The organism is Sphingomonas sp. GV3 (assembly GCF_031082075.1).
GTDB lineage: Bacteria > Pseudomonadota > Alphaproteobacteria > Sphingomonadales > Sphingomonadaceae > Sphingomonas > Sphingomonas beigongshangi.
Genome location: NZ_JARWLE010000001.1, coordinates 636599 through 660788, shown reverse-complemented (window position 1 = coordinate 660788; position 24190 = coordinate 636599). Strand labels below are relative to the sequence as shown.

Below are 24190 nucleotides of genomic sequence, written 5' to 3'. Positions count from 1 at the left end.
TCATGACCAAGTCGCTGCCCGTACTGTTCCTGTCGGCCGCCGCGCTGCTCGGCGTCGCCACGGTTGCCGATGCGCAGGGGATGAGCCCGGCCGGTTCCGCCAAGGCGAAGACGACGGTCACGTCGAAGTCCACGACGACGACAAAGCCCGCGGGCGCCGCGTCCGCAAAGGCAACGACGAACACGACGGTGACGAAGAAGGCTGCCGCCAACGGGCGCATGGTCACCGCCAAGACCTCCACCGGCAAGACCGTCACCTATAATTGCAGCAAGGCCGGCAACGCCAACAAGAAGGCTTGCAAGTAAACGTCCGACCGGCGGCCGGCCGCATTCTCGCCTGCCGCCGATCGGACCGCAAGCACCGGTGGCGGCACCGTCGCCGCCGGTCGCGCGCGACAGGCTCTCCCGCGTGCGTGCGTGCGCGTGACATTCGTGCGACTCGTGCCTAGATAGGGGTTCGTTTCACCCCCATCTTCGAAAGCTTGATCCTTGGCCGACGAGACCGTCCTCGCCGAACCCCCCGCCCATCCCGAGGGCAATTCGACGATCTCCATCGTCGACGAGATGAAGTCGAGCTATCTCGACTATGCGATGAGCGTGATCGTCGCCCGTGCGCTGCCCGACGTGCGCGACGGGCTAAAGCCGGTGCATCGCCGCATCCTCTTCTCGGCGCAGGAGAGCGGCTTCTTCTTCAATCGGCCCTATCGCAAGTCGGCGCGCATCGTCGGTGACGTGATCGGTAAATATCACCCGCACGGCGATACCGCGATCTACGACGCGTTGGCGCGGATGACGCAGGACTGGTCGATGCGGCTGCCGCTGATCGACGGTCAGGGCAACTTCGGCTCGATGGATCCGGATCCGCCCGCCGCGATGCGCTATACCGAGGCACGCCTGGCGCGCTCGGCCAATTATCTGATGGAGGATCTCGACAAGGATACCGTCGATTTCCAGCCCAACTACGACGGCAGCGAGCGCGAACCGCAGGTCCTGCCGGCAAGGTTCCCCAATCTTCTGGTCAACGGCGCCGGCGGCATCGCGGTCGGCATGGCGACCAACATACCGCCGCACAATCTGGGCGAGGTCGTCGATGCCTGCCTCGCATACATCGACAACGGTGCGATCACCGTCGAGGAGTTGATGGAGATCGTGCCGGGGCCGGACTTTCCGACCGGCGCCATCATCCTCGGGCGCGCGGGGGCACGGTCCGCCTACAACACGGGCCGTGGGTCGATCATCGTGCGCTCGCGTCACGTCATCGAGGAAGGACGCGGCGACCGGCGCTCGATCGTCCTAACCGAGATCCCGTTCCAGCAGGGCAAGAACGCGTTGGTGGAAAAGATCGCCGAGGCGGCGAAGGACAAGCGGATCGAAGGCGTCAGCGACATTCGCGACGAGTCGAACCGCGAAGGCGTCCGAATTGTCATCGACCTGAAGCGCGATGCGACACCCGACGTCGTGCTCAACCAGCTGTGGCGGCATACGCCGGCGCAGGGGTCGTTCCCGGCCAACATGCTCGCGATCCGCGGCGGACGCCCCGAGACGCTGAACCTCAAGGACATCATCCAGTCCTTCGTCCAGTTCCGCGAACAGGTCATCACCCGTCGATCCAAGTTCGAGCTCGCCAAGGCGCGCGACCGCGCCCACATCCTGCTCGGTCTCGTCATCGCGGTCACCAACCTGGACGAGGTGGTGCGCATCATCCGCGGCTCCGCCAGCCCCGCCGAAGCGCGCGCCGCGCTGCTCGTGCGCGAGTGGCCGGTAGCGGAGATCGCGCCCTATCTGCGCCTGGTCGAAGCGGTCGACACGCAGGCCACCGGCGAGAGCTATCGCCTGACCGACGTGCAGGTACGTGCGATCCTCGACCTTCGTCTGCACCGCCTCACCGCGCTGGGCCGCGACGAGATCGGCGACGAACTCAAGACGCTCGCCGACTCGATCACTGAGCTGCTCGCCATTCTCGCCGATCGCGTCCGCCTCTACGAGGTGATGCGCGAGGAATTGGTCGACGTCCGCGCCGCCTTCGCGACGCCTCGCCGGACAGAGATCGCCGCAGCCGCGGACGGCATCGACGACGAGGATCTGATCGAGCGCGAGGACATGGTCGTCACCGTGACGGTGCAGGGCTATATCAAGCGGACGCCCCTCGACGCGTTCCGGGCGCAGAAGCGCGGCGGCAAGGGCCGCGCCGGCATGGCGACCAAGGACGAGGACGCGATCACCAGCCTGTTCGTGACGAGCACGCACACGCCGGTCCTCTTCTTCTCGAACCATGGCAAGGTGTACCGCAAGAAGGTGTGGCGCCTCCCGGAAGGCGGACCGGCCACGCGCGGCCGCCCGATGATCAACCTGCTGCCGCTGGCGCCGGGCGAGACGATCTCGACCGTCCTGCCGCTGCCGGAGGACGAGGCGCGGTGGGGCGACCTGCACGTCATGTTCGCCACCGCCAACGGGACGGTTCGTCGCAATGCCATGGACGCCTTCGCCAACATCCCGTCGAACGGCAAGCTGGCCATGCGCTTCGACGAGGGCAGCGACGACCGCCTGATCGGCGTGGCGCTGCTGACGGAGGAGGACGACGTGCTGCTCGCCACCCGGCAGGGCAAGGCGATCCGCTTCGCGGCGACCGACGTTCGCGAGTTCCAGTCGCGAACCTCGACGGGCGTGCGCGGAATCAGCCTGAGTGACGGCGACGAGGTGATCAGCCTGTCGATCCTGGGCGGCTTCGCCGCGTCGACCGAGGAGCGCGACGCCTATCTGAAGGCCGCTCCGTGGAAGGAGGGCGATCGCGAGATGACGCTCTCGCCGGAACGCATGGCAGCCTTCGAGGCGGCGGAGGAGTTCATCCTTACCGTCACCGCCAACGGCTATGGCAAGCGTACGTCCGCATTCGAATATCGGCGCACCGGCCGTGGCGGCCAGGGCATCACCAACATCGTATCCGCCGGACGCAACGGTCCCGTGGTCGCGAGCTTCCCCGCCCACAACGGCGAGGAGCTGATGCTGGTCACCGATCAGGCGAAGCTGATCCGCATGTCGGTCGGCGACGTGCGGGTGACTGGTCGCAACACGCAGGGCGTCACGCTGTTCAACGTCGCCAATGACGAACATGTCGTCTCGGCCGCGCGTATCGACGAGGAGGAGGATCCGGAGAACGCCGCCGAGGCCTTGGTCGCGCAGGAACTGGCGGAAACACCGACCCCGGATGACTCGGAGGCGATCCATCTCGACGATGGCACCGGGCCGCAGACGATGGGCGAACGCGTCGACGAGAGCGACGAGGGTGAAGAGGACGAAGCATGAGTGACCGGCCGCTGATCGCGTACAAGGTGCTGACCGCCGAACAGATGGCGGCGCTGGAACGCGACGGCCGGTTCGCCGGCGCGCCGGTCGACCTGGCGGATGGATATATCCACCTGTCGACTGCCGCGCAGCTGACGGAGACGGTGGACAAGCACTTCGCCGGGCAGCACGACCTCCACGTCGCCGCGGTCGACCTCGCGGCGCAGGACGATCCGGTGAAATGGGAAGAATCGCGTGGCGGACAGCTTTTCCCGCACCTCTATGGCGTGTTGCTGCTCGATACCGTGGTCGCCTATTCGCCGCTGGAGCGCGATGAACAGGGCCGGGTTAAGCTTCCGGTGACCGGCTGATCGCGCCCACCGCTCCGTTAGCCGCATCCGACGAGCGGAACTCGCACGCACACCCCATCGTTTCCGTGTCACAACGACACTGCAACAATGGAGACATGTCGATGCGTACCCTAGCCCTGACGATCGGCGCCGCGATGCTGGTGCCCGCCGCGGCTCAGGCCCAGCAGGCTGCCCCCGCCGCCCCTGCGGCGCAGGCCACCGCCGCCACGCCCACGGTGGGCGCAACGATCTACGATTCCGCCGGTGTTTCGCTCGGCACGGTCGCCCAGGTGACGCCGCAGGCGATCATCCTGAACACCGGCACCGCCCAGGTTCCCGTTCCACCGTCGTCGATCGGCAAGACCGACAAGGGCTTTGCCATGGCGATGACCAAGTCCGACCTCGACGCGGCGGTCGCCTCGTCGCAGGCGCAGGCGCAGGCCGCTTTGAAGGCGAAGCTGGTGCCAGGTACGGCCGTAGCCGGCCTGAACGGCACGCCCGTCGGCACCGTGAAGGCGGCGGACGCGCAGTTCGTTACCGTCACGACCGCCAAGGGCGACGTGAAGCTGCCGATCACCGGCTTCAGCGCCAATGCGCAGGGTCAGGTAATCGTCGGCCTCACCGCGGAGCAGATCGCGGCAGCGACCGCAGGCGCGGCGGGCACGACAAGCGGCAAGTAATCCGCTTTGGGCTTATCGAGGGGCCTCGGCGCGAGCCGGGGCCCCTTTTTCGTGTCGGCGGAGCGACGAGTCGGTCAGCCGGCAAGCACCGTCCTGACGGCTGCCACGGCGTCCGCCGCCTTGCTACCGTCGGGGCCGCCGCCCTGCGCCATGTCGGGACGGCCGCCGCCGCCCTGTCCGCCCAGCACGGCGACCGCCGTGCGCAACAATTCGACCGCGTTGTACCGGCCCACGAGGTCGTCGGTGACGCCGACCGCGAGCGACGCACGGCCGTCATTGACCGCGACCATCACCGCGACGCCGGAGCCTAGGCGCTGCTTCGCCTCGTCGACCGCGCCGCGGAGCCCCTTGGCCTCGAAGCCCTCCAGCACCTGGCCGATGAAGGCGACATCGCCAATCTGCTCGGGACCGGCCGCCTGACCGCCACCCGCACCCATCGCCAGCGCCTTCTTGGCATCGGCGAGCTCGCGTTCCAGCCGGCGACGGTCCTCTACCAGCGCGGCGACGCGCGCGGGCACCTCGTCCGGCGTGGTCTTCAGCGTCGCGGCCGCCTCGCGCAGCTTGTCGTCGCGACCGTTGAGATAGGCACGCGCCGCCTCGCCCGTCAGCGCCTCGACCCGTCGGACACCCGACGATACGGCCCCCTCGCCCACCACCTTGAACAGGCCGATGTCGCCGAGCGCCGCAACGTGCGTACCGCCGCATAATTCGAGCGAATAAGTCTTGCCGCCGTCTTCCGTGCCCATCGAGACGACGCGCACCTCGTCGCCGTACTTCTCCCCGAACAGCGCCATCGCGCCCTCGGCGATCGCCTCGTCGGGGGTCATCAAGCGCGTCGTCACGCTGCCGTTGCCACGGATCTGCGCATTCACGGCCGCCTCCGCGTCCGCCAGCTCCGCGGCGGTCATCGCCACCGGGTGGGACACGTCGAAGCGCAGTCGCTCCGGCGCGACGAGCGATCCCTTCTGCGCGACGTGGCCGCCGAGCCGCTGGCGCAGTGCCTCGTGCAACAGGTGCGTCGCCGAATGATTGGCGCGGATCTGCGCGCGGCGCGCGGTATCGATCTGTAGCCGCACCGCGTCGCCGACCTTGATCGAACCGTTCTGCACCTCGGCATGATGCACGAAGAGCCGGCCAAGCTGCTTCGACGTGTCGGTGACGATCGCCCGGAGCCCGGCATCGGTGCTGATCGTACCGGTGTCGCCGACCTGGCCGCCGCTTTCCGCGTAGAACGGCGTCTGGTTGACGATGATCGCAACCGTGTCGCCGGTGGCTGCGTGATCGACCCGCGCACCGTCCTTGACCAATGCCAGCACCGCGCCCTCGCCCGTATCGGCGCTGTAGCCGGTGAACTCGGTCGAGCCGGTTTCCTCGGCGATGTCGAACCAGAGGTCGTCCGAGGCCTTGGCGCCGGAGCCCTTCCACGCAGCGCGGGCGGCGCGTTTCTGTTCGGCCATGGCCGCGTCGAAACCGGCACGGTCGACGTGCAGCCCCTGCGTCCGAAGCGCGTCCTCGGTCAGGTCGTACGGGAAGCCATAGGTGTCATAGAGCTTGAAGGCGGTCTCGCCCGCGAGGGTCGCGCCCTCCGTCATGCCGACGGTCGCCTCGTCGAGCAGCTTGAGCCCCTTGTCGAGCGTCTTGCGGAACTGGGTCTCTTCCTGCCGCAACGTCGCCTCGATCAGCGGCTGCGCGCGGACGAGCTCGGGATAGGCGGCGCCCATCTCTGCGACCAGTGCCGGCACCAGGCGGTGCATCAGCGGCTCCTTCGCGCCCAGCAGATGCGCATGGCGCATCGCACGACGCATGATCCGGCGCAGCACGTAGCCGCGGCCCTCGTTCGCGGGCAGCACGCCATCCGCGACCAGGAAGCCCGACGAGCGAAGGTGATCGGCAATGACCCGGTGCGAGGCCATCTGCGCGCCCTGCGCATGCGTCGCGGTCAGCGATTCCGATGCGGCGATCAGCGCCCTGAAGGTATCCGTATCGTAATTGTCGTGGACGCCCTGCAGGACCGCCGCGACGCGCTCGAGCCCCATGCCGGTGTCGATCGACTTCTTGGGAAGCTCGCCGACGATCTCGTTCGCCTCCTGCTCATATTGCATGAACACAAGGTTCCAGATCTCGACGAACCGATCGCCGTCTTCCTCCGGACTTCCCGGCGGCCCGCCGTAGATGTGCTCGCCGTGATCGTAAAAGATCTCCGAACAGGGACCGCAGGGTCCGCTGTCGCCCATCGCCCAGAAATTGTCCTTGGTGGGGATGCGGATGATGCGGTGGTCGGGCAGCCCGGCGATCTTCTTCCACAGCGCGAACGCCTCGTCGTCGGTGTGATAGACGGTGGCGGTCAGCTTGTCGGCGGCGATGCCCCAGTCGCGCGTCAGCAGCGTCCAGGCATTGAGGATCGCCTGTTCCTTGAAATAGTCGCCGAACGAGAAGTTGCCCAGCATCTCGAAGAACGTGTGGTGCCGGGCGGTATAGCCGACATTGTCGAGGTCGTTGTGCTTGCCGCCTGCGCGCACGCACTTCTGCGACGAGGTCGCGGTGCTGTACGGACGGCTTTCCAGGCCGGTGAAGACGTTCTTGAACGGCACCATGCCCGCGTTGACGAACATCAGCGTCGGATCATTCTGCGGCACGAGCGGGGCGGACGGCACGATCTGGTGCCCCGCCTTGCCGAAGAAGTCGAGAAAGCCGCGGCGGATGTCGTTGGTCGAGGTCATAGGATTGGCGACTTAGGCGAGAGCGCGCCCCGCCTCAAGGCGGCTCGTCATCCCACCGGTTCGTCGATCGAGCGCGGCGGTGTCGAGAACCAGCGCGGACCCGCGGCGGTCATGTGGAAACAGTCTTCCAACCGCACGCCGAACCGCCCGGGAAGATAGAGGCCGGGCTCGTTCGAGAAACACATGCCCGCCGCCAGGCGCGTCGCCTCGCCGTGGACGAGATTGACCGGCTCGTGCCCGTCCATGCCGATGCCATGGCCGGTCCGGTGCGAAAGACCCGGCAGGCGATAGCCCGGGCCGTAGCCGGCGCGTTCGTACAAGGCGCGCACCGCATCGTCGACGCTGCCCGCCGGCGCGCCGGTACGCGCGGCGGCAAGCGCGACCTGCTGGCCCCGCGCGACGAGGGTCCAGACGTCGCGCTGCGCCCGGCTGGCACTGCCACGCGGCACCCAGGTGCGCGAGACGTCGGACTGATAGCCCTGCACCGTGCAGCCGCAGTCCATCAGCAGGATCTCGCCGGGGGTCACCCTATGCACCTCGCGGCTGCCATGCGGCAAAGCCGCGGCGGGGCCGATCAATGCGAGCGCGAATTCGGGGCTGCCGCCCAATTTGCGCGTCGCGGCGTTCATCAGCGCGCCGATCTCCGTGCCGGTCATGCCGGGCTCGACACGCGGATGCAGCCAGCGATAGGCGGCGATCGTCACGTCGGTGGCGCACTGCATCAGCGCGATCTCCGCCGGTGTCTTGATCATCCGGCAACCGCGCACCACGGGATCGGCGGACACCAGCCGCGCATGGCCAAGCGCCCGCGCCAACCCGTCCGAGGCGAAGAAGCGGACCGTCTCCTCGATGCCGACCGCGCGCTGGTCGAGCTTTCGGTCGCGGAGGAAGCCGGCGACGACGGCGAGCGGGTTCTCGTCCTCCTGCCAGACCCGCACCTCGGCGGGCACCGCCAGCGATTCGCGGACCGAAGGCTCCTCGAAGAACGGTGTGACGATGCAGGGCTCACCCTCGACCGGAATGATCCCGGCGGTCAGCCGCTCGCTTCGCCCCCAGCGGACGCCGGTGAAATAGATCAGGCTGGAGCCGGGCTCGATCACGATCGCGCCGATGCCGGCCGCCTTCATCAGCGCTTGCGCCCGCGCCAGCCGCCCGGCCCGCTCCGCCGCGCCGATCGGCACGGCATTGCCGGTGATGTCGGCAAGCGCCGACAGGTCCGGCTCGGCAGCACGCAGGACGGCGGCAGACGCGAGGGGAACCGCCGCGCAGGCGGCGAGGAGCGAGCGGCGGGAAGGCGTGAAGGTCATCGAGGCCAACGGATAGGGCGCTTGACCCGGACGTCGCAATCCCCTCTCTAGCCCGCGATTGGGGAGAGCGTACCGATGGCCAAGCGGCTGACCTTCTACATTCTGATCGGGCTGCTGCTCGGCATAGTGCTCGGACTGGTGCTCAACGGCTGGCTGGATGACGGCACGCCCGCGGCGGCGGCGCGGCTGAAGGCGATCGCCGGCTATTTCTCGATCGGAACCACCGTCTTCCTGCGCCTGATCAAGATGATCATCGCGCCGCTGGTGTTCGCGACCCTCGTCTCCGGCATCGCACAGATGGGCGACACGTCGGCACTGGGCCGCGTCGGTGCGCGCGCGATCGGCTGGTTCCTGGGTGCGAGCCTGCTGTCGCTGGGCCTGGGCCTCGTCCTGGTCAACCTGCTGCGCCCCGGCGTCGGCATCAACCTGCCGCTGCCGCCGGTCACCGCCGATGCCGGCGTCGCCACCGCCGGCTTCAGCCTGGACAAGTTCATCACGCACATCGTGCCCGCCTCGATGGTCGACGCGATGGCGACCAACGAGATCCTGCAGATCGTCGTCTTCTCCGTCTTCGTCGGCGTCGCGATCACCGCGGTCGGCGAGAAGGCGCAGCCGCTCGTGCGTGGCATAGACGGCCTCGTCGCGGTGATGCTGCGCATCACCGACTATGTCATGCGCTTCGCGCCGGTGGCGGTCTTCTGCGCGGTCACCGCGACCCTTGCCGAGCGCGGCGCCGGCGTCATCGGGCAGCTGGCCTTCTTCATGGGCAGTTTCTACCTCGCGCTCGTCATCCTCTGGGGGATCCTGCTCGGCATCGGCTTCCTCTTCATCGGCGGCCGTATCCGGGCGCTCGTGCGCTACATCCGCGAGCCGCTGCTCGTCGCGTTCACCACCGCCTCGTCGGAAGCGGCCTATCCGCGGATGCTGGAGGCGCTGGACCGGTTCGGCGTGCCGCCGCGCATCGCCAGTTTCGTCCTGCCGCTCGGCTATTCGTTCAACCTCGACGGGTCGATGATCTACATGACGTTCGCGTCGCTGTTCATCGCCCAGGCGTATGGCATTGCCATCCCGCTGGGCACGCAGATCGCGATGCTGCTGTTCCTGATGATCTCGTCCAAGGGCATCGCCGGCGTGCCGCGCGCCAGCCTGGTGGTGATCGCCGCCGTGCTGCCCGTGTTCAAGATCCCCGAATCGGGCCTGCTGCTGATCCTGGCCATCGACCATTTCCTCGACATGGGCCGCACCGCCACCAACGTCGTCGGCAATGCGGTGGCGAGTGCGGTGATCGCCAAATGGGAGGGCGGCCTCGACCCCGCCGAACCCGCCGAGATCGCGGTCGCCGCCGTTCCCGCGCCGCCGCATGGCGCGCCCGACAGCTTCCGCGACATCGGCGGCTGACGGCGCCTCAGGCGTAGGCGTACGGCCCGCCCTTCTCCAGCGCCGTCTGATAGGCAGGGCGGGCATGGACCTTGTCCAGCCAGGCCGTCGTGGCGGGACGCGACGCATCGAGGCCCGCCCGGCTGCGCGCCGCCTCGAGCGGGAAGCTCATCATCACGTCGGCGGCGGTAAAGGCATCGCCCGCGAACCAAGGCCGCTGCGCCAGCGCCGCCTCGACGTAATCGAGATGGACGTCGATCATCGGCTGGATGCGCTTCTGCCCCGCCTTGCCGAAGATCGGCACGCGGCTCAGCACCAGCTTGGCGAAGAGCGGCGGCATCAGCGACCCTTCGGCATAATGCAGCCAGAACCGGTAGCGCAGCGCCGACTCGCGATGCGCCGGCGGCCCGAGCATGCCGTCCGCCTTTTCGACCAGATATTCGACGATCGCGCCCGTCTCCGCGACGACCCGCCCGCCATCGGCATCGAGATCCTCGATGACCGGCGACTTGCCGAGCGGATGGACCCGCTTCAGTTCCGGCGGCGCGAGCATCGTCTGCCGGTTCCGATCATAGCGCTTGACCAGATACGGCAGTCCCAGTTCCTCGAGCAGCCACAGCACGCGCTGCGAGCGCGAATTCTCCAGATGGTGGACGACGATCATGACAGCTCCCCTCTTGCCCGCGCGGTCCATAGCCACGCCACGGCAGGAAAATCGATGGTGGACGCGTTTCGTTGCGCCGCCAAGCGATCCGCGAGGCGCTCGACCAGCGCGGGCCGATCCGCGGGCGGGGCGTCATGCAGCAGTCGAGCCGCTGGCCCGATCCGGGTAAGGAAAGCCGTCGCATCGGCGACCGGGTCTTCCCCCGCGCCGACGCGATAGGCAAAGGCGACGCGAGCCGGCGCGGCTGCCTCCCAGCCGGCTTGGCGAAGCATCGCGCCGACCCGGTCCGGATCCCCGAACGAGAAGGGGCCGGGCACATAGGCGGCGGTAGCTGGCGCGGCGGGCGCAAGCAGGACGGCCCATGGATTTTCCGCAGCGGGCGCGAAGCAACTGAACACCAGCGCGCCGCCAGGCGTCATCGTGCGACGCAGCCGTTCGAAGGCGAGGACGGGATCGGCGAAGAACATGACGCCATGTCGCGAGACGACGAGGTCGAGCGGGGCATGATCCTCGGCGATGGCGATCGCATCCCCCTGTTCGAAACCTAGGTTGGGCACGTCGGCAAATCGGTCCCGCGCGATGGCGATCAGCGCGTCGGACAGGTCGGCACCCAGCACCCGGGCCTCGGGTCGCGCACGAGCAAGCGCGGCGCTCGTCGCCCCCCCGCCGCAGCCGAGGTCGAGCGCCGCGATCGGGCCTGCGGGGGCCGCAGCGAGGATCGCCGCGTCGAGATGCCTGGCGAGATCGGCGAAAGCACGGTCGGTGCGACGCCACTCCTCCGCCCATACGTCGCCGACGCGACCGGTCCAGTCGAAATGGCTCGTCATAGTGTCACCTCGTCATCGCAACGCCCGGGTGCAAGGCCCCGTCGACGGACGCGTGCGGCCGCCCGGATCGTAGCCGTCGCAGGCCTGTTTTCGATAGGCCTCCGCAGCCGCGTCTCTGGCCGGAGCACGCGATCCATACAGGGTCCGACGATGCCGAGACGCGCGTGACACACGAGCCACATGGCGCGGCGATGCTGCGTGCGACCGCGATCGACGGACGCACGCCTTCAGCGGCACGTCGATTGTTTCCGGATTGTTTCCGAAAGGTCACAAAAGTCACGGTGTTTCGGTCATGCGAATGCATCCTGTCAGAACGGAAAGAGGCCCGCCGTCACCGGCGAGCCTCCACTTGTCTCCGTCATGCACGCCGCAGCGATCAAAGATCGTCGTCCGCGTCCGGGCCGGTCATCATCTCCTCCGCGACCTTTTCCGTCCGCTGGCGAATCGCCCGTTCGAGGCGATCGGCCATGTCGGGGTTCTCGCGCAGGAAGTTCTTGGCATTCTCACGCCCCTGGCCGATGCGCGTGCTATCGTAGCTGAACCACGCGCCCGACTTTTCGACCAATCCCGCCTTGACGCCGAGGTCGAGGATCTCGCCGATCTTCGAGATGCCCTCGCCGTACATGATGTCGAACTCGACCTGCTTGAACGGCGGCGCGACCTTGTTCTTCACCACCTTGACGCGAGTGGCGTTGCCCGTGACCTCGTCGCGGTCCTTGATCGCACCCGTACGACGGATGTCGAGACGGACGGAGGCGTAGAACTTGAGGGCGTTGCCACCCGTCGTCGTCTCCGGATTGCCGTACATCACGCCGATCTTCATGCGCAGCTGGTTGATGAAGATGACGAGGCAGCGCGAGCGGCTGATCGAGCCGGTCAGCTTGCGCAGGCTCTGCGACATCAGGCGTGCCTGCAGGCCGACGTGGCTGTCGCCCATCTCGCCCTCGATCTCGGCACGCGGCACCAGCGCCGCCACCGAGTCCACCACCAGCACGTCGATCGCATTCGATCGCACGAGCGTGTCGGTAATCTCCAGCGCCTGTTCGCCCGTGTCGGGCTGCGACACGATCAACTCGTCGATATTGACGCCCAGCTTCTTGGCATAGACGGGGTCGAGCGCGTGTTCGGCGTCGACGAAGGCGGCGGTGCCGCCCATCTTCTGCGCCTCGGCGATGACATGCAGCGCGAGCGTCGTCTTGCCCGAGCTTTCCGGACCATAGACCTCGACCACCCGGCCGCGCGGCAGACCGCCCACGCCGAGCGCGATGTCCAGACCGAGCGAGCCGGTCGAGATCGCCTCGACCTGCATCGCCTCCTTCTGGCCCAGCTTCATCGCCGAGCCCTTGCCGAATGCGCGGTCGATCTGCGCGAGGGCGGCGTCGAGCGCCTTCTGACGGTCTGCGTTTGCGGTTGCCATGCCGGTGTCGATCACTTTCAGATTGGCGGCCATTGGGAATCTCCCTCGCTTAAGCCATGCGTTGGCCCAGGGCAACGCGGTTGCCACGGCACGTACTATGTTTGTTCCCATGGAACAAGGGGCGAACGCCGGTAAATCATGTCCGGGACCAAAATGGCGCTTGTCGTCGTACAAGGCGCCTGCAATGGATTGCAGAAAGCGCGTTGCAGGAGGGGTAGTCGTGCACGATCAGGCACTTCGTTCGATCGTCATCGTCGGCGGGGGCACCGCCGGCTGGATGACCGCGGCCGCCCTTGCACATGCGATGCCGCGTGGCTGCGCGATCACGCTGGTCGAATCCGACGAGATCGGCACGGTCGGGGTCGGCGAGGCGACGATCCCGCCGATCCGCCTTTTCAACGAGACGCTCGGGATCGCCGAGGCCGATTTTCTGAAGAACACGAAGGGCAGCTTCAAGCTGGGCATCGAGTTCGTCGGCTGGGGCGGCCCCGACCGCCGTTATTTCCACCCCTTCGGCACCCACGGCAAGCCGTTCGACCTGATCGCGGTGCACCAGCACTGGCTGGCCGCGCGCGATTCGTCGCCGGACGGCGCCCTGCCGCCGCTCGACGCGCTGTCGATGGCCTGGGGCGCCGCGAAGCACGGCCGCTTCGCCGCGCCGGTCGCCGATCCGCGCAGCGTCGCCTCGACGTTCGATTACGCCTATCATTTCGATGCGGGGCTCTATGCCGCATTCCTGCGGCGCTATGCCGAAGCGCGGGGCGTCGCCAGGATCGAGGGCAAGGTGCTCGCGGCGGAGCGCGATCCGCTGGGCGGCGACGTCGCAACCTTGCGGCTGGCGGACGGACGGGCGCTCACCGGCGATTTCTTCGTCGACTGCTCGGGTTTCCGCGGTCTGCTGATCGAGGGCGCGCTGGCGACGGGCTATGAGGACTGGACGCATTGGCTGCCCTGCGACCGAGCGGTGGCGATGCCCTGCGTTACGGGCGGCGACGGCATGACGCCGTACACGCGGTCGACCGCGCGCCCTGCCGGGTGGCAATGGCGCATCCCCCTGCAGCACCGCACAGGCAACGGCTATGTCTATGCCAGTGCGCATGTATCGGACGACGAGGCGGCGGCGACGCTGGCGGCGAATCTGGACGGCCCGGCGCTCGGCGAGCCGCGCTTCCTCCGCTTCGTCACTGGGCGGCGACGCAAGTTCTGGAACCGCAACGTCGTCGCGATCGGCCTGGCGGGCGGGTTCATGGAACCGCTCGAGTCGACGTCGATCCACCTGATCCAGGCGGGGATCGCCAAGCTCCTCGCCTATCTGCCGACGCGGCAGCCGGATCCGCTAGCGATCGAAGAGTATAATCGCGTCGCCATCGCCGAATTCGAGCGGATCCGCGACTTCCTGATCCTGCATTACAAGCTCAACGCGGATCGGCCCGAGCCGATGTGGCAGGCGGCGGCCGCGATGTCCGTGCCCGACACGCTCGCGGCGAAGATCGAGCATTTCCGCGCCCGCGGCCGCCTGGTGCAGCGGGAGAACGACCTGTTCGGCGCCGCCAGCTGGCTGGCGGTGCACATCGGCCAGGGCAATTTGCCGCAGGACCTCGACCCGCTGCTCGCCTACCGCGCCGATCCCGCAGCCAGCGGCGCGTTCGTCACCAGGCTGGCCGCGGCGATCGAGTCGATGGGACGATCCATGCCGACGCATGCAGACTGGATCGCACGGATCGGCGCGCGCGCCTGACGATCCGGCGGAAGGGCCGAGCGAGCCGTTGCTGATCTATGTTGCGGATTGGCCACAGGGTAAGTCCCTGATGCAATCCTTTGCAGTTTTGATTGCAATCGATTGTTGGGTTCGTTACCTCATGCTCAAACGCGACCTCGACTCGGGGCGCGAAGCAGGAGAGGGATGATGCGGGGATCCATTTTCAATGCGTGTGCTTCCATGGGCGCCTTGGCCGCCGGGCTGATCGCGCTGCCGGCCATCGCACAGGTGGCGCCGCCGGCCACGGCGCAGGGCGACGCCGCCGCCACGCAGCCGCCGCAGCCGACCGACGACATCGTCGTCACCGCCACGGCCGGCGACCGCTCGCGCTTCCGCAGCTCCATCTCGGTCAGCCAGATCAGCCAGGAGGCGATCCAGAACTTCACGCCGCGCTCGGAGGCGGAGGTGCTGCGCAACATCCCCGGCATCCAGCCGGGCGACACCGCCGGCCCGGGCGGTAACGCCAACATCGGCGTTCGCGGCATCCCCGTGTCGACGGGCGGATCCGAATATGTCGCGCTGCAGGAAGACGGCCTGCCGACCGTGCTGTTCGGCGACATCAACTTCGGCAACAACGACTATTGGCTGCGCTTCGACCAGAACGTGCAGCGCGTCGAGGCGGTGCGCGGCGGTTCCGCCTCCACCTTCGCGAGCCAGGCGCCGGGCGCGGTCATCAACTATATCAGCAAGACCGGCGACGTCGCGGGCGGCCAGATCGCCTATTCGAACGGCCTCGGCTATCGCGAGCACCGGCTCGACTTCGATTATGGTGCGCCGATCGACGACGCGACGCGCTTCCACATCGGCGGCTATGCGCGCGAGGGCGGCGGCCTGACCAACGAGCGGTTCAACATCCTGCGCGGCTACCAGATCAAGGCGAACCTGACGCGCGACTTCGCCGACGGCAAGGGCTTCATCCGGCTGTATTTCAAGCGTCTCGACGAACATGCGCCGACCAACACGACGACCCCGTCGCTGGCGACGCTGGACGGCAACAGGGTGACCGGCTTCGCGCCGCTGCCGACCTTCGACGGCCGCAACGGCTCGTCCTATTCGATCTACAACCGGTCCTTCCAGTATCTGGACTTCGACGGGCAGGTGCGCAGCGCCGAGATCGAGGGCATCCACCCGCGCGTCACGAGCCTTGGCGCACAGCTGCACGTCGACGCCAACGACTGGCTGACGATCGACGACACGATCCGCTACCAGTGGATCAGCGGCAATTTCACCACGCAATTCGTCAACGTGCAGCCGCTGACCGGCAGCGGTGGCCTGATCGGATCGACGGTCAACGGCCAGGTCGTCGGCGCCGTGCGCTACGCGACCGGGCCCAACCAGGGACAGGCCTACACCGGCAGCTACGTCAACAATAACCCGAACATCAACACGTTGATGAAGAACATGGACAATTTCGCCAACAACCTGACGGCGACAGGCAAGTTCGACGTCGGGTCGGGGCGGGCGCGGGTCACCGCGGGGCTGTTCGTGATGAAGCAGAACATCCGCCAGGACTGGCACGTCAACCGCCAGTACAGCACGTTGAGCGGCGAGAATGCGGTGCCCCTCGACCTGTTCTCCACGACGGGGACGCAGCTGACGGCGGCGGGCCAGGCTGGCTTCAACGACAATTGGGGCAGCTGCTGCGCGCGGCGGGTCGATCTGACCTATACCGATACCGCGCCCTTCCTCCAGGTCGGCTACGAGCTTGGCGGCCTCAACCTCGACGGCTCGGTGCGCTATGACAGCGTGCACGGCGAAGGAACCGCGCAGGGCGGCGTCGCGGGTCCGAACACCCGGGTCAGCGATGCGCTGGGAAGCGCCACCCTGCCCTCGCTGGTGCTCAGCCCGACGGCGGAAAAGATCAACTACACCGACCATTACGTCAGCTGGTCGTTCGGCGCGCTGTACGCGTTCAGCCGCGACACCAGCATCTTCGGCCGCGTCAGCCGGGGCGGCCGGTTCAACGCGGACCGGCGCGTGCTGTCGGGCAATTTCAATGCGGACGGCTCGCTCAATGCGCAGGGTCAGGCGACGTCGGTCAATTTCCTCAACCAGCAGGAGATCGGCCTGAAGCAGCGCGGCGCGATCGCAGGTGGCTCCTATTCCGTCGAGATCACCGGCTTCCACTCCACGCTGACCGAGAACAACTACGACTTCACGCGCATCAACAATCCGGCGCCAAACAACAACCCCAACATCTCGAACGGCTATCGCTCGATCGGCGTCGAGTTCACCGGCCGCTTCAACACCGGCAATTTCCACCTCGCCGCGGACGCCACCTACGCCTCGTCGAAAATCACGAAGAGTGCGACCGCCAATCTGGTCGACAAATGGCCGGGCGGCTTGCCGCGGTTCCAGTTCGTCGTCTCGCCGTCCTATGACGCGGGTACCGTGGCCTTCGGCGTCAGCGTCAACGGTCAGTCGAGCACCAAGTCCGACGACTTCAACCTCTACACGATCAAGGGCACGACCACGGTCAACGGGTTCGTGACCGTTCGCCCGGTTGAGAGGTTGGAGTTCAGCCTCAACGCCAACAACCTGTTCAACACGCTCGGCTTCCGCAACGGCAACGCGAACCTCGGTCCGATCCTGTCGTCGACGAGCGCGGTGTTCAGCAATACCGCGCTCTACGGCAGGACGGTCACCGGCTCGGTCCGGTACCGGTTCTAGGGTCTGATCAACGGGCCTGGAGTCGATGCCTGCCGGCGCGAACAGGTTCCAACATCGCAAGGCGAGCGGCACCCGCCCATGCGAACGCTTCCCCACCTGGCCGGAACCGCGCTCTTCCCCGCGGTTCCGCCTTTTGTCTGATCGATAAGCGGCCTATGTCACCTGCATGACCGTCACGGCCGAGCGGCCCATCCGCACCCTCAAGGACATCGCCCGCCTTGCCGGCGTCAACGCCGGCACCGTATCCCGCGCGCTTGCGGGCAGTTCGCTCGTCAACGAGCAGACGCGCCAGCGTATCATCGACATCGCGGCGGAACACGGTTTCCGCCCCAATCTGATGGCCCGTCGCCTGCGGACGCAGCGCACGGGCGTGATCGGCATCGCGGTGCCGCTGGGCCATGAACGCCGGCAGCACCTCTCCGACCCCTTCTTCATGGCGCTGCTGGGTCATCTCGCCGACGGGATCACCGAGCGGGGCTATGACGTCATGCTGTCACGCGTCGAACCCGACAGCGACGACTGGCTGGACGATATCGTGCTGTCGGGCATGCTCGACGGCGTGCTGCTGATCGGCCAGTCCGACCAGCTCGAGGTGATCGAGGCGGTCGCGCGCCGCTATCGACCGCTCGTCGTCTGGGGGAGCGCCCTCCCCGGCCAGGTGCATTGCGCGATCGGCGTCGACAATTTCGTGGGCGGCCGGCGCGCGGGCGAGCGCCTGATCGCGCGCGGCTGCCGCCGCCTCGCCTTCATGGGCGAGATCCGCACGCTGGAACTCATCGAACGACACCGCGGTCTGTGCGCGGCGGCAGAGGCCGCCGGGCTGGCGCCGCCGCTGCAGCTCGATACGCACCTGGCGTCCGACATCATGGCGGCGGAGATCGCAACCAATCTTGATCGCGTAGCGGGTCAGGTCGACGGTATCGCTGCCGCCTCCGACGTGATCGCGATGGCGACGATCGACGCGCTCGAAACGCGCGGCATGCGCGTGCCGGACGACATTCCCGTCACCGGCTTCGACGACTTGCCGATCGCGGCGCAGGCCCGCGTGCGACTGACCACGGTGCGCCAGGACCTCGCCGCCGGCGCGGCCGCGATGCTGGATGCGCTGTTCGCCCGCATCTCGGGCGAGGATCGGCCGTCCGTGGCAATGGAGCCCGAACTGGTCCTGCGCGACAGCGCCTGACCCTCCGCCGCCGCGCGCCGCGGCACGCGATCGGACGTGGTCGATGCCGACCGGTTCAGTCGACCGCGTCGAAGACGAAGGCGGCGCCGACGAAATCGCCCTTCAGCGGCGCGCGCAGCCCCATGTTCATCCAGAAGGCACCGCTGGCCTGCCGGGCCATCCCCTCCGGTAGCGCACCGTCGCCGAGCATGCGGACGCGGTACAGTCGCGCCGGGTCGAGGCCCTGCGGATGGAGCGCGGCGGGATTGTCGCGCCACATCGACGAGTGCAGCATCTGGAACAACACGCCCTGCCGGCCATCCGCCGCGACGTACATCGTCGCCGACGTGGCGTCGTCGCGCGACGGCGGCGCGATGCGATACAGGCGGCCGCGCTGCACCGTCGCCCGGATCGTCTTGTAAGCCGCCACCCATTTCGCGGCGGTGGCAAAATCGGCGTCCTGCCAGTGGTTGAGATTGGCGCCGATGCCGAGCCCTCCCTGCATGGCGGATAGGAACCGATAGTCGAGGGTCGTGACGCGCGTGTTCGCCCAGTTCGGGCTGTCGGTCACCCAGGCCATCATCACCGCGGGCGCATAGGCCTGCGTGAAGCCGTCCTGGATCATGAGGCGGTCGGCGGGATCGGTATTGTCCGATGTCCACACCTGATCCGAATAGGCGAGGATGCCGAGGTCGATACGGCCGCCTCCGCCCGAACAGGCCTCTATCTCCAGCGACGGGTGGCGCCGGCGCAGTTCGGCGAGGATGTGATAGAGGTTGCGGACGTATTCGACATGGACGCGCTGCTGATCCACGAGCGGCATCTCCGGCCAGCCCGCCTCGGTCCAGTTGCGATTATAGTCCCATTTGAGGAAGGCGATGTCGTTGTCGCGCACCAGCCGGTCGAGCACGTCCAGCACATGGTCGCGGACGTCGGTACGGGCGAGGTTGAGGACGAGTTGATTGCGTCCCTGCGTCCGCGGCCGACCGGGAAAGTTGAGCACCCAATCGGGATGCGCACGATAGAGGTCGCTGTCGACATTGACCATCTCCGGCTCGACCCACAGGCCGAACTCCATCCCGAGCGACTTCACCTTGTCGATCAGCGGTTTGAGACCGTCGGGAAATTTGGTCCGGTTCACGGTCCAGTCGCCCAGGCCGGCCCGGTCGGAGTCGCGCGCGCCGAACCAGCCATCGTCCACGACGAAGCGCTCGACGCCGATCCTGGCGGCTTTTTCAGCCAGCGCCTCCTGCCCCCGCTCGGTGACGTCGAATGCGGTCGCTTCCCAGCTGTTGTAGAGGACGGGCCGCAGCTTCGCCCGGTCGCCGTGCGGGATGACATGGGCCATCTGGAACCGGTGGAAGGCGCGGGACGCCGCGCCCATGCCCCCGTCGGTGTAGCCGGCATAGAATGTCGGCGTGTCCAGCGTCTCGCCCGGCTTCAGCGACCAGGAGAAGTCGTAGGGATTGAAGCCGCCGGCGATGCGGACGCGGCCAAGATTGTCTTGGCCGACGCTGATCCGGAACGATCCCGACCAGGCGAGCGCCCCGTACCAGACGGGCCCGTGATCCTCGTCCGTCGCACCGTCTCGCCCGATGGCGAACCAGGGATTGTTGCCATGCCCCGTCGATCCGCGCCGGCTTTCGAGCAATGTCAGCGCGGGCGTGACCGCGATCCGCTTCTTCTGCCATTCGGCGGCATGGCGACCGGTGAGATAATGGAGGGTGTAATCGTCTCGCGCCGGCAGGGTGAAGACCGCGGCGGCGATCTGGTCGATCCGTACCGGGCTGTCGCCGCCGTTGCGCACGGTGGCGGAGCGCGCGAGCACGCCCGTCTCCGGATCGATCGCATAGCGCAGCACGACCGTCAGCGGCCGACGGATATCGGCCAGTTCGACGAGCAAGGTCTCGCCCTCGACGCGGTGCGACCGATATTTGAGGACGAGGTCCCGATTGCCGTCGGCGAAGACGGCCTTGACGCCTGGCTCGTTTACGAGTCCCTCGCCCTGCCCGGGATATTCCTGCGGTGTCACCGATCCTGCGGGATCGAACCCCGACAGCTCGCCAGGCGCCTTGATCAAGACGGGCTCGCCGGAACGCGCCGGATCGATCGTTCCGAGCGGATCCTGGATCCCGAGCGGCGGCCCCCAGTACAAAGGCTGGAGATACCCCTTGTCGTCGATGCCCAGCGCATAGGTCACGCCCGCGCCATCGAGCCGGAACATCGTAGCGCCCGCCGGCGCCGTTACCTTCGCATCCACGCTTACGCTCCCCATCACGGCGACGATTGTTGCGAGCCAGATCGACCCACGGCGCGTCATCGTGCGATCCGCACCCGGTCGCCGTCGAATGCGAGATGGAAGGTCGGCGCGGCGGTGCCGCCGAAGCGCTCGCGGCGACGGGCGATGTCATCGCCGACGGCATTCCCGCCAAGCCCCCAATAATCGACGAAGCTGATTACCTCGCCCTCGCCCGTCACCCACCAGCAATAAGCCTGCGTGGGCTCCGCATCCGGGTTGGCCGCGACCAGTCCGCTGCCGTTGATCGGGCGCCACGGTCCGGCGAACCGGTCGGCGACCATGCCATAGAGTCCGGTCGGCGCGTCGAGGCCGGGCGCGAAGCGCTTGGCCTGCGTCGACCAGAACAGATAGTAAAGCCCATGGCGGACGAGGACATGCGGTCGCTCGAGCTCGCTGTTGACGCCGATCGCGGCCAGCAGCGGCGGCTTCAGCGCCCATCGGTCTTCCACCCGCGTGGCGAGACCGATGATCCCGTCATGCACCTCGCCCGGCGTTCCGGCGGAGCCGGTGAAGAGCAGATGCTCCTCCCCCGTCGCCGGATCGCGGACATATCCGGGATCGCGAAAGCCCTTGATCCTGTCGTCGAGCGGCGCATCCTGATCGGTGCGGGCATAGTCGATGCCGTCCGCCTGCACGGTTTCGGCGGGCGCGCTCCACCCGCTCAACCGCCCGCCATCGAAGCGACCCGTCGTCTCGAACAGGCGCTGCGAAAAGCGTGCCGGATCGCCGGTGCTGGTGAAATACATCGTCAGCCTGATATCGTCGTCGTCGATCACCGCGCTGCCCGACCATTCGCGCGTGCCGGGCGCGAAACCGTCCGGAAAGGCGGGACCATGCGCGTGCCAGCCGTCTGTGCCGCGGCTGTACAGATGGATGCGCGCCGAATCGTGCCGCGCCTCCGGATCGGGGGCGTGGGGGACGGCGAGGAAGAACCACCAGTCGCGACCGCCGATCATCGCCGTGCGGCCGTCGCGGCGGGCGATCGGCCACATGTCCCACACGTCGTGCGCCGGATCGATCGGCACGACGTCGTGCGCGATGATTACCGGCAGCCTGGCGCCTTCGTCGAAGCGCGCGCGGGCGGCGGCGGCGCGGGTCCAGACGCTGGCGCTCATGCCGCAGCGCCCTGGGCGCGGCCGGCGCGGCTGCGCACACGATAGACCGCCACCGCCGCGCAGAGCATCAGCAGGCCGCACAGCGTCAGTACGTTGCGCGGGTCGCCACCCAGCAACGGCCGGTAGACGAGCGGCAGCGTCAGCGAGAAGAGCAGCATCGGGATCACGATCATCATGTTGAAGATGCCCATGTAGACACCCGTCCGCTCCGCCGGGATCGCGCCCGCGAGGATGACATAGGGATTGCCCATGATGCTGGCCCAGCCGATGCCGACGCCGATCGCCGGCACGAAGAGCATCCACGGCTGGGTGACGTGAGGCAGCGCGACCATGCCCAGTCCGGCCAGGACGAGGCAGGCGGCATGCAGCTTCGCGGCGCCGACGCGCCGCGCCAGCGGCACCATCGCGAAGGCTGCGACGAAGGCGACGCCATTGTACCAGGCGGCCATCACGCCGTTCGTCAGCACCGCGGAGTGGAAGCCGGTCGAGTTCGGATCGGCGGTGCCGTAGACCGAGCGGCCGATCGCATAGATGACATAGGCCCAATAGGCCGCCATCGCATACCATTGGAACAGGCTCATCACCGCCAGCTTGCGCATCGCCGGCGGCATGTCCGCGATCGCCGCGCCGATCTCGCGCACCGCCGCGGCCAGCCCGCGCGGCTGCGCCGCAATCCGCGCCCGCTCGGTCGTGGTCAGCGGCAGCTCCGGGACGCGCAGGATCGAATAGACGATGGTCGACAGCGACAGGAAGGCGCCGACCATGAACGCGATCCGCGCAGTGTAGGGGATGTTGTGCGCATCGACCCAGTCCTGGTTCATCCCGGCCCAGACGAGCAGCGACGGCGTCAGGAAGGCCAGCATCTGCGCCAGCCCGGTGAAGGCGGATTGCGTCAGAAAGCCCATCTCGTGCTGGCTTTCGTCCAGGCGGTCGGAGACATAGGCGCGATAGGGCTCCATGGTGATGTTGTTGCCGGCATCGAGCAGCCAGAGCAGCGACACCGCCATCAGGATCGAATGGCTCAGCGGCATGAAGAAGAGCCCCGCCGCGCACAGCACGGCACCGAACAGGAAATAGGGCGTCCGCCGGCCCCAGCGCGAATCGGTCCTGTCGCTGAGGGCCCCGATGAGCGGCTGGACGAGCAGGCCCGTCATCGGGCCGGCCAGTTGCAGCAGCGGCAGCGAGGCCTCGGATGCGCCTAGGTAACTGTAGATCGGCGCCATGTTGCCTTGCTGCAGCCCAAAACTGAATTGCAGGCCCAGGAAGCCGAGATTCATCTCGAGAATGCGCGGCAGCGACAATCTTGGCTTGGAGTCCGGGTATCGCATCGGCGCCTCTCGCATGGGTCCGCCCGTCTACGCGGGATCGAACCTGCATAGAGGGCCGACATGCATCAGGCAACAATCGATTGCATATTCCTAATCGATCAGGAAGACGACGCCGGGCAATCGCAGGGCCTCCGCCGCCGTGCCGAGCGTGCCGTCCGGCCGCAGCGGCAGACGCGCGATCCCGCCCGACCGTTCGTTGGCGACCAGCATCTCGCCGCGCGTCTCCATCAGACGGAAGTAGCGTGGCCAGTGCCCGCCACTGGCTACATGTTGCAGCGGGGTCAGCGCCCCGAGAGCATCGATCGCGAACACGGCGACGCTGTCGTGGCCGCGGTTGGAGACATAGAGCCGCTGTCCCGATGCATCGATCGCGATATGCGCGGCGAACGATTCGCCCCGAAAGCCGGGAGGCAAGGTCGAATGGACCGCGCGTTCGACAAGACGCCCGTCACGCAGCGAGCGCAGCACCGTGACGGTATTGGCGAGTTCGGCAACCAGATAGGCGACCGGCCTGTGCGGATGGCGCGTCAGGTGCCGGGGCCCGGACCCAGACGCGGCTTGGTAGGCGATGCCGGTATCCGCGATCCGACCGCCTGCTCGATCGATGCGATGCGCGAAGACGCTGTCCGCGCCGAGATCGACCGAATGCAGTACGGCGCCGTCGGCGGTGAAGCCGACCCAATGGGCGTGGGGGCCGGCCTGGCGCGCGGTGTTGGGGCCATGACCCTCGTGCCGCACCACCATGGCCTCTCCTCGCGGCAGGCCAGTGGCCCGGTCCAGCCGCCACGTCGCCACGCTGCCGCTCGAATAATTGGCCGCGGCGAGCATCCCGCCGTCAGGCGAAAGCGCGACGTGGCAAGGGTCGGCGCCGAGCGTGGACACGGACGCCCGGTGTCGCCACGCCGCATCGTAGATGCGCAGGCTACCCGCGGTCTGCTCGTCGACCAGATAGCGCAGCGTGCGTGCCCGACTGCGCACGCCAAAGGACGCATTGCGGGTCGCGGCCCGCGCCACGCCGGGCGTCCAGCCGCTGGAGGCGGCCGAGAGCGGTACGAGTCCCGCGCCGCCCTCGGCCGCATAGGTTCCGGCAAACAAGGTCTCCGGCGCCGCCGAGAGCGCGCGCGTGGGCAGCACGGCCGCGGCCGCCGCCGCGCCGATCACGCCGCGGCGGCTCCACAGGGCGGAGGGATCATCGATCATGACGGCAACCTTGCGCTTCGTGTCGAAAAGGCGG

The 24190-nt window shown here is 67.7% G+C and carries 17 protein-coding genes; 8 read left to right on the top strand and 9 right to left on the bottom strand.

Annotation, left to right across the window (positions count from 1 at the left end; genetic code table 11):
- Window positions 1-2: 2 nt before the first annotated feature.
- The 4 genes from RF701_RS02980 (at window position 3) to RF701_RS02965 (ending at window position 4311) form a co-directional block, all read left to right on the top strand.
- Complete coding sequence (locus RF701_RS02980) at window positions 3-305, top strand: hypothetical protein (RefSeq protein WP_308814045.1); 303 nt, start codon at window positions 3-5, stop codon at window positions 303-305.
- A 183-nt stretch (window positions 306-488) separates the two neighbouring features.
- Window positions 489-3302, top strand: coding sequence for a DNA gyrase subunit A (gene gyrA, locus RF701_RS02975; RefSeq protein ID WP_308814044.1), 2814 nt, complete (start codon window positions 489-491; stop codon window positions 3300-3302).
- The gene (locus RF701_RS02970; protein ID WP_210358865.1) at window positions 3299-3652 is read left to right on the top strand and encodes a DUF952 domain-containing protein; all 354 of its coding nucleotides are present in this window, start codon (window positions 3299-3301) and stop codon (window positions 3650-3652) included. Before gyrA ends, RF701_RS02970 begins: the two co-directional genes overlap by 4 nt.
- 101 nt (window positions 3653-3753) lie before the next feature.
- Window positions 3754-4311, top strand: a complete 558-nt coding sequence (locus RF701_RS02965; RefSeq protein ID WP_308814043.1) for a hypothetical protein — start codon at window positions 3754-3756, stop codon at window positions 4309-4311.
- A gap of 74 nt (window positions 4312-4385) precedes the next feature.
- On the opposite strand, the gene alaS is transcribed toward RF701_RS02965, so the two are convergent.
- Together alaS and RF701_RS02955 are read right to left on the bottom strand one after the other, a co-directional pair.
- On the bottom strand, window positions 4386-7031 hold the full coding sequence (gene alaS, locus RF701_RS02960) for an alanine--tRNA ligase (RefSeq protein WP_308814042.1): 2646 nt from the start codon (window positions 7029-7031) through the stop codon (window positions 4386-4388).
- Window positions 7032-7078: 47 nt separating this feature from the next.
- Entirely contained in the window at window positions 7079-8338 is a 1260-nt protein-coding gene (locus RF701_RS02955) for a Xaa-Pro peptidase family protein (RefSeq protein ID WP_308814041.1), read from the bottom strand.
- Window positions 8339-8413: 75 nt separating this feature from the next.
- Here RF701_RS02955 and RF701_RS02950 point away from each other — a divergent pair, with 75 nt between their 5' ends.
- Window positions 8414-9736 carry a dicarboxylate/amino acid:cation symporter gene (locus tag RF701_RS02950; protein ID WP_308814040.1) on the top strand — a complete coding sequence of 441 codons (1323 nt, stop codon included), beginning with the start codon at window positions 8414-8416 and terminating at the stop codon, window positions 9734-9736.
- Between the two features lie 7 nt (window positions 9737-9743).
- On the opposite strand, the gene RF701_RS02945 is transcribed toward RF701_RS02950, so the two are convergent.
- The 3 genes from RF701_RS02945 to recA all read right to left on the bottom strand — a co-directional run bounded on the left by RF701_RS02945 (window position 9744) and on the right by recA (window position 12656).
- Window positions 9744-10379 carry a glutathione S-transferase gene (locus RF701_RS02945; protein WP_308814039.1) on the bottom strand — a complete coding sequence of 212 codons (636 nt, stop codon included), beginning with the start codon at window positions 10377-10379 and terminating at the stop codon, window positions 9744-9746.
- Window positions 10376-11206: a class I SAM-dependent methyltransferase gene (locus RF701_RS02940; protein WP_308814038.1), complete on the bottom strand. Its 831-nt coding sequence runs from the start codon at window positions 11204-11206 to the stop codon at window positions 10376-10378. Before RF701_RS02940 ends, RF701_RS02945 begins: the two co-directional genes overlap by 4 nt.
- Before the next feature lie 376 nt (window positions 11207-11582).
- The gene (gene recA, locus RF701_RS02935) at window positions 11583-12656 is read right to left on the bottom strand and encodes a recombinase RecA (protein WP_203309870.1); all 1074 of its coding nucleotides are present in this window, start codon (window positions 12654-12656) and stop codon (window positions 11583-11585) included.
- 187 nt (window positions 12657-12843) lie between these two features.
- Here recA and RF701_RS02930 point away from each other — a divergent pair, with 187 nt between their 5' ends.
- The 3 genes from RF701_RS02930 (at window position 12844) to RF701_RS02920 (ending at window position 18235) form a co-directional block, all read left to right on the top strand.
- A complete protein-coding gene (locus RF701_RS02930; RefSeq protein ID WP_374758580.1) occupies window positions 12844-14361 on the top strand; it encodes a tryptophan halogenase family protein in 1518 nt (505 codons plus the stop codon).
- Window positions 14362-14562: 201 nt separating this feature from the next.
- Window positions 14563-17052: a TonB-dependent receptor domain-containing protein gene (locus RF701_RS02925; RefSeq protein ID WP_308814036.1), complete on the top strand. Its 2490-nt coding sequence runs from the start codon at window positions 14563-14565 to the stop codon at window positions 17050-17052.
- A 166-nt stretch (window positions 17053-17218) separates the two neighbouring features.
- On the top strand, window positions 17219-18235 hold the full coding sequence (locus RF701_RS02920) for a LacI family DNA-binding transcriptional regulator (RefSeq protein ID WP_308814035.1): 1017 nt from the start codon (window positions 17219-17221) through the stop codon (window positions 18233-18235).
- A gap of 55 nt (window positions 18236-18290) precedes the next feature.
- Here RF701_RS02920 and RF701_RS02915 read toward each other — a convergent pair whose 3' ends face one another.
- The 4 genes from RF701_RS02915 to RF701_RS02900 form a co-directional block, all read right to left on the bottom strand.
- Window positions 18291-20438: an alpha-galactosidase gene (locus tag RF701_RS02915; protein ID WP_308814034.1), complete on the bottom strand. Its 2148-nt coding sequence runs from the start codon at window positions 20436-20438 to the stop codon at window positions 18291-18293.
- A gap of 92 nt (window positions 20439-20530) precedes the next feature.
- The gene (locus tag RF701_RS02910) at window positions 20531-21628 is read right to left on the bottom strand and encodes a glycoside hydrolase family 68 protein (protein ID WP_308814033.1); all 1098 of its coding nucleotides are present in this window, start codon (window positions 21626-21628) and stop codon (window positions 20531-20533) included.
- Window positions 21625-22905 (bottom strand): MFS transporter, encoded by a 1281-nt coding sequence (locus RF701_RS02905; protein WP_308814032.1) that lies wholly within the window; start codon window positions 22903-22905, stop codon window positions 21625-21627. The genes RF701_RS02910 and RF701_RS02905 overlap by 4 nt, the downstream gene beginning before the upstream one ends.
- A 141-nt stretch (window positions 22906-23046) precedes the next feature.
- Window positions 23047-24156, bottom strand: coding sequence for a lactonase family protein (locus RF701_RS02900; RefSeq protein WP_308814031.1), 1110 nt, complete (start codon window positions 24154-24156; stop codon window positions 23047-23049).
- Window positions 24157-24190 lie beyond the last annotated feature (34 nt).

What these genes read in the sequence shown, in the direction of transcription:
- RF701_RS02980 (WP_308814045.1), top strand. Translation starts at nt 3, where the DNA reads ATGACCAAGTCGCTGCCCGTACTGTTCCTGTCGGCCGCCGCGCTGCTC.
- RF701_RS02970 (WP_210358865.1), top strand. Translation starts at nt 3,299, where the DNA reads ATGAGTGACCGGCCGCTGATCGCGTACAAGGTGCTGACCGCCGAACAG.
- RF701_RS02965 (WP_308814043.1), top strand. Translation starts at nt 3,754, where the DNA reads ATGCGTACCCTAGCCCTGACGATCGGCGCCGCGATGCTGGTGCCCGCC.
- alaS (WP_308814042.1), bottom strand. Translation starts at nt 7,031, where the DNA reads ATGACCTCGACCAACGACATCCGCCGCGGCTTTCTCGACTTCTTCGGC.
- RF701_RS02955 (WP_308814041.1), bottom strand. Translation starts at nt 8,338, where the DNA reads ATGACCTTCACGCCTTCCCGCCGCTCGCTCCTCGCCGCCTGCGCGGCG.
- RF701_RS02950 (WP_308814040.1), top strand. Translation starts at nt 8,414, where the DNA reads ATGGCCAAGCGGCTGACCTTCTACATTCTGATCGGGCTGCTGCTCGGC.
- RF701_RS02945 (WP_308814039.1), bottom strand. Translation starts at nt 10,379, where the DNA reads ATGATCGTCGTCCACCATCTGGAGAATTCGCGCTCGCAGCGCGTGCTG.
- RF701_RS02940 (WP_308814038.1), bottom strand. Translation starts at nt 11,206, where the DNA reads ATGACGAGCCATTTCGACTGGACCGGTCGCGTCGGCGACGTATGGGCG.
- recA (WP_203309870.1), bottom strand. Translation starts at nt 12,656, where the DNA reads ATGGCCGCCAATCTGAAAGTGATCGACACCGGCATGGCAACCGCAAAC.
- RF701_RS02925 (WP_308814036.1), top strand. Translation starts at nt 14,563, where the DNA reads ATGGGCGCCTTGGCCGCCGGGCTGATCGCGCTGCCGGCCATCGCACAG.
- RF701_RS02920 (WP_308814035.1), top strand. Translation starts at nt 17,219, where the DNA reads ATGACCGTCACGGCCGAGCGGCCCATCCGCACCCTCAAGGACATCGCC.
- RF701_RS02915 (WP_308814034.1), bottom strand. Translation starts at nt 20,438, where the DNA reads ATGTTCCGGCTCGATGGCGCGGGCGTGACCTATGCGCTGGGCATCGAC.
- RF701_RS02910 (WP_308814033.1), bottom strand. Translation starts at nt 21,628, where the DNA reads ATGAGCGCCAGCGTCTGGACCCGCGCCGCCGCCGCCCGCGCGCGCTTC.
- RF701_RS02905 (WP_308814032.1), bottom strand. Translation starts at nt 22,905, where the DNA reads ATGAATCTCGGCTTCCTGGGCCTGCAATTCAGTTTTGGGCTGCAGCAA.
- RF701_RS02900 (WP_308814031.1), bottom strand. Translation starts at nt 24,156, where the DNA reads ATGATCGATGATCCCTCCGCCCTGTGGAGCCGCCGCGGCGTGATCGGC.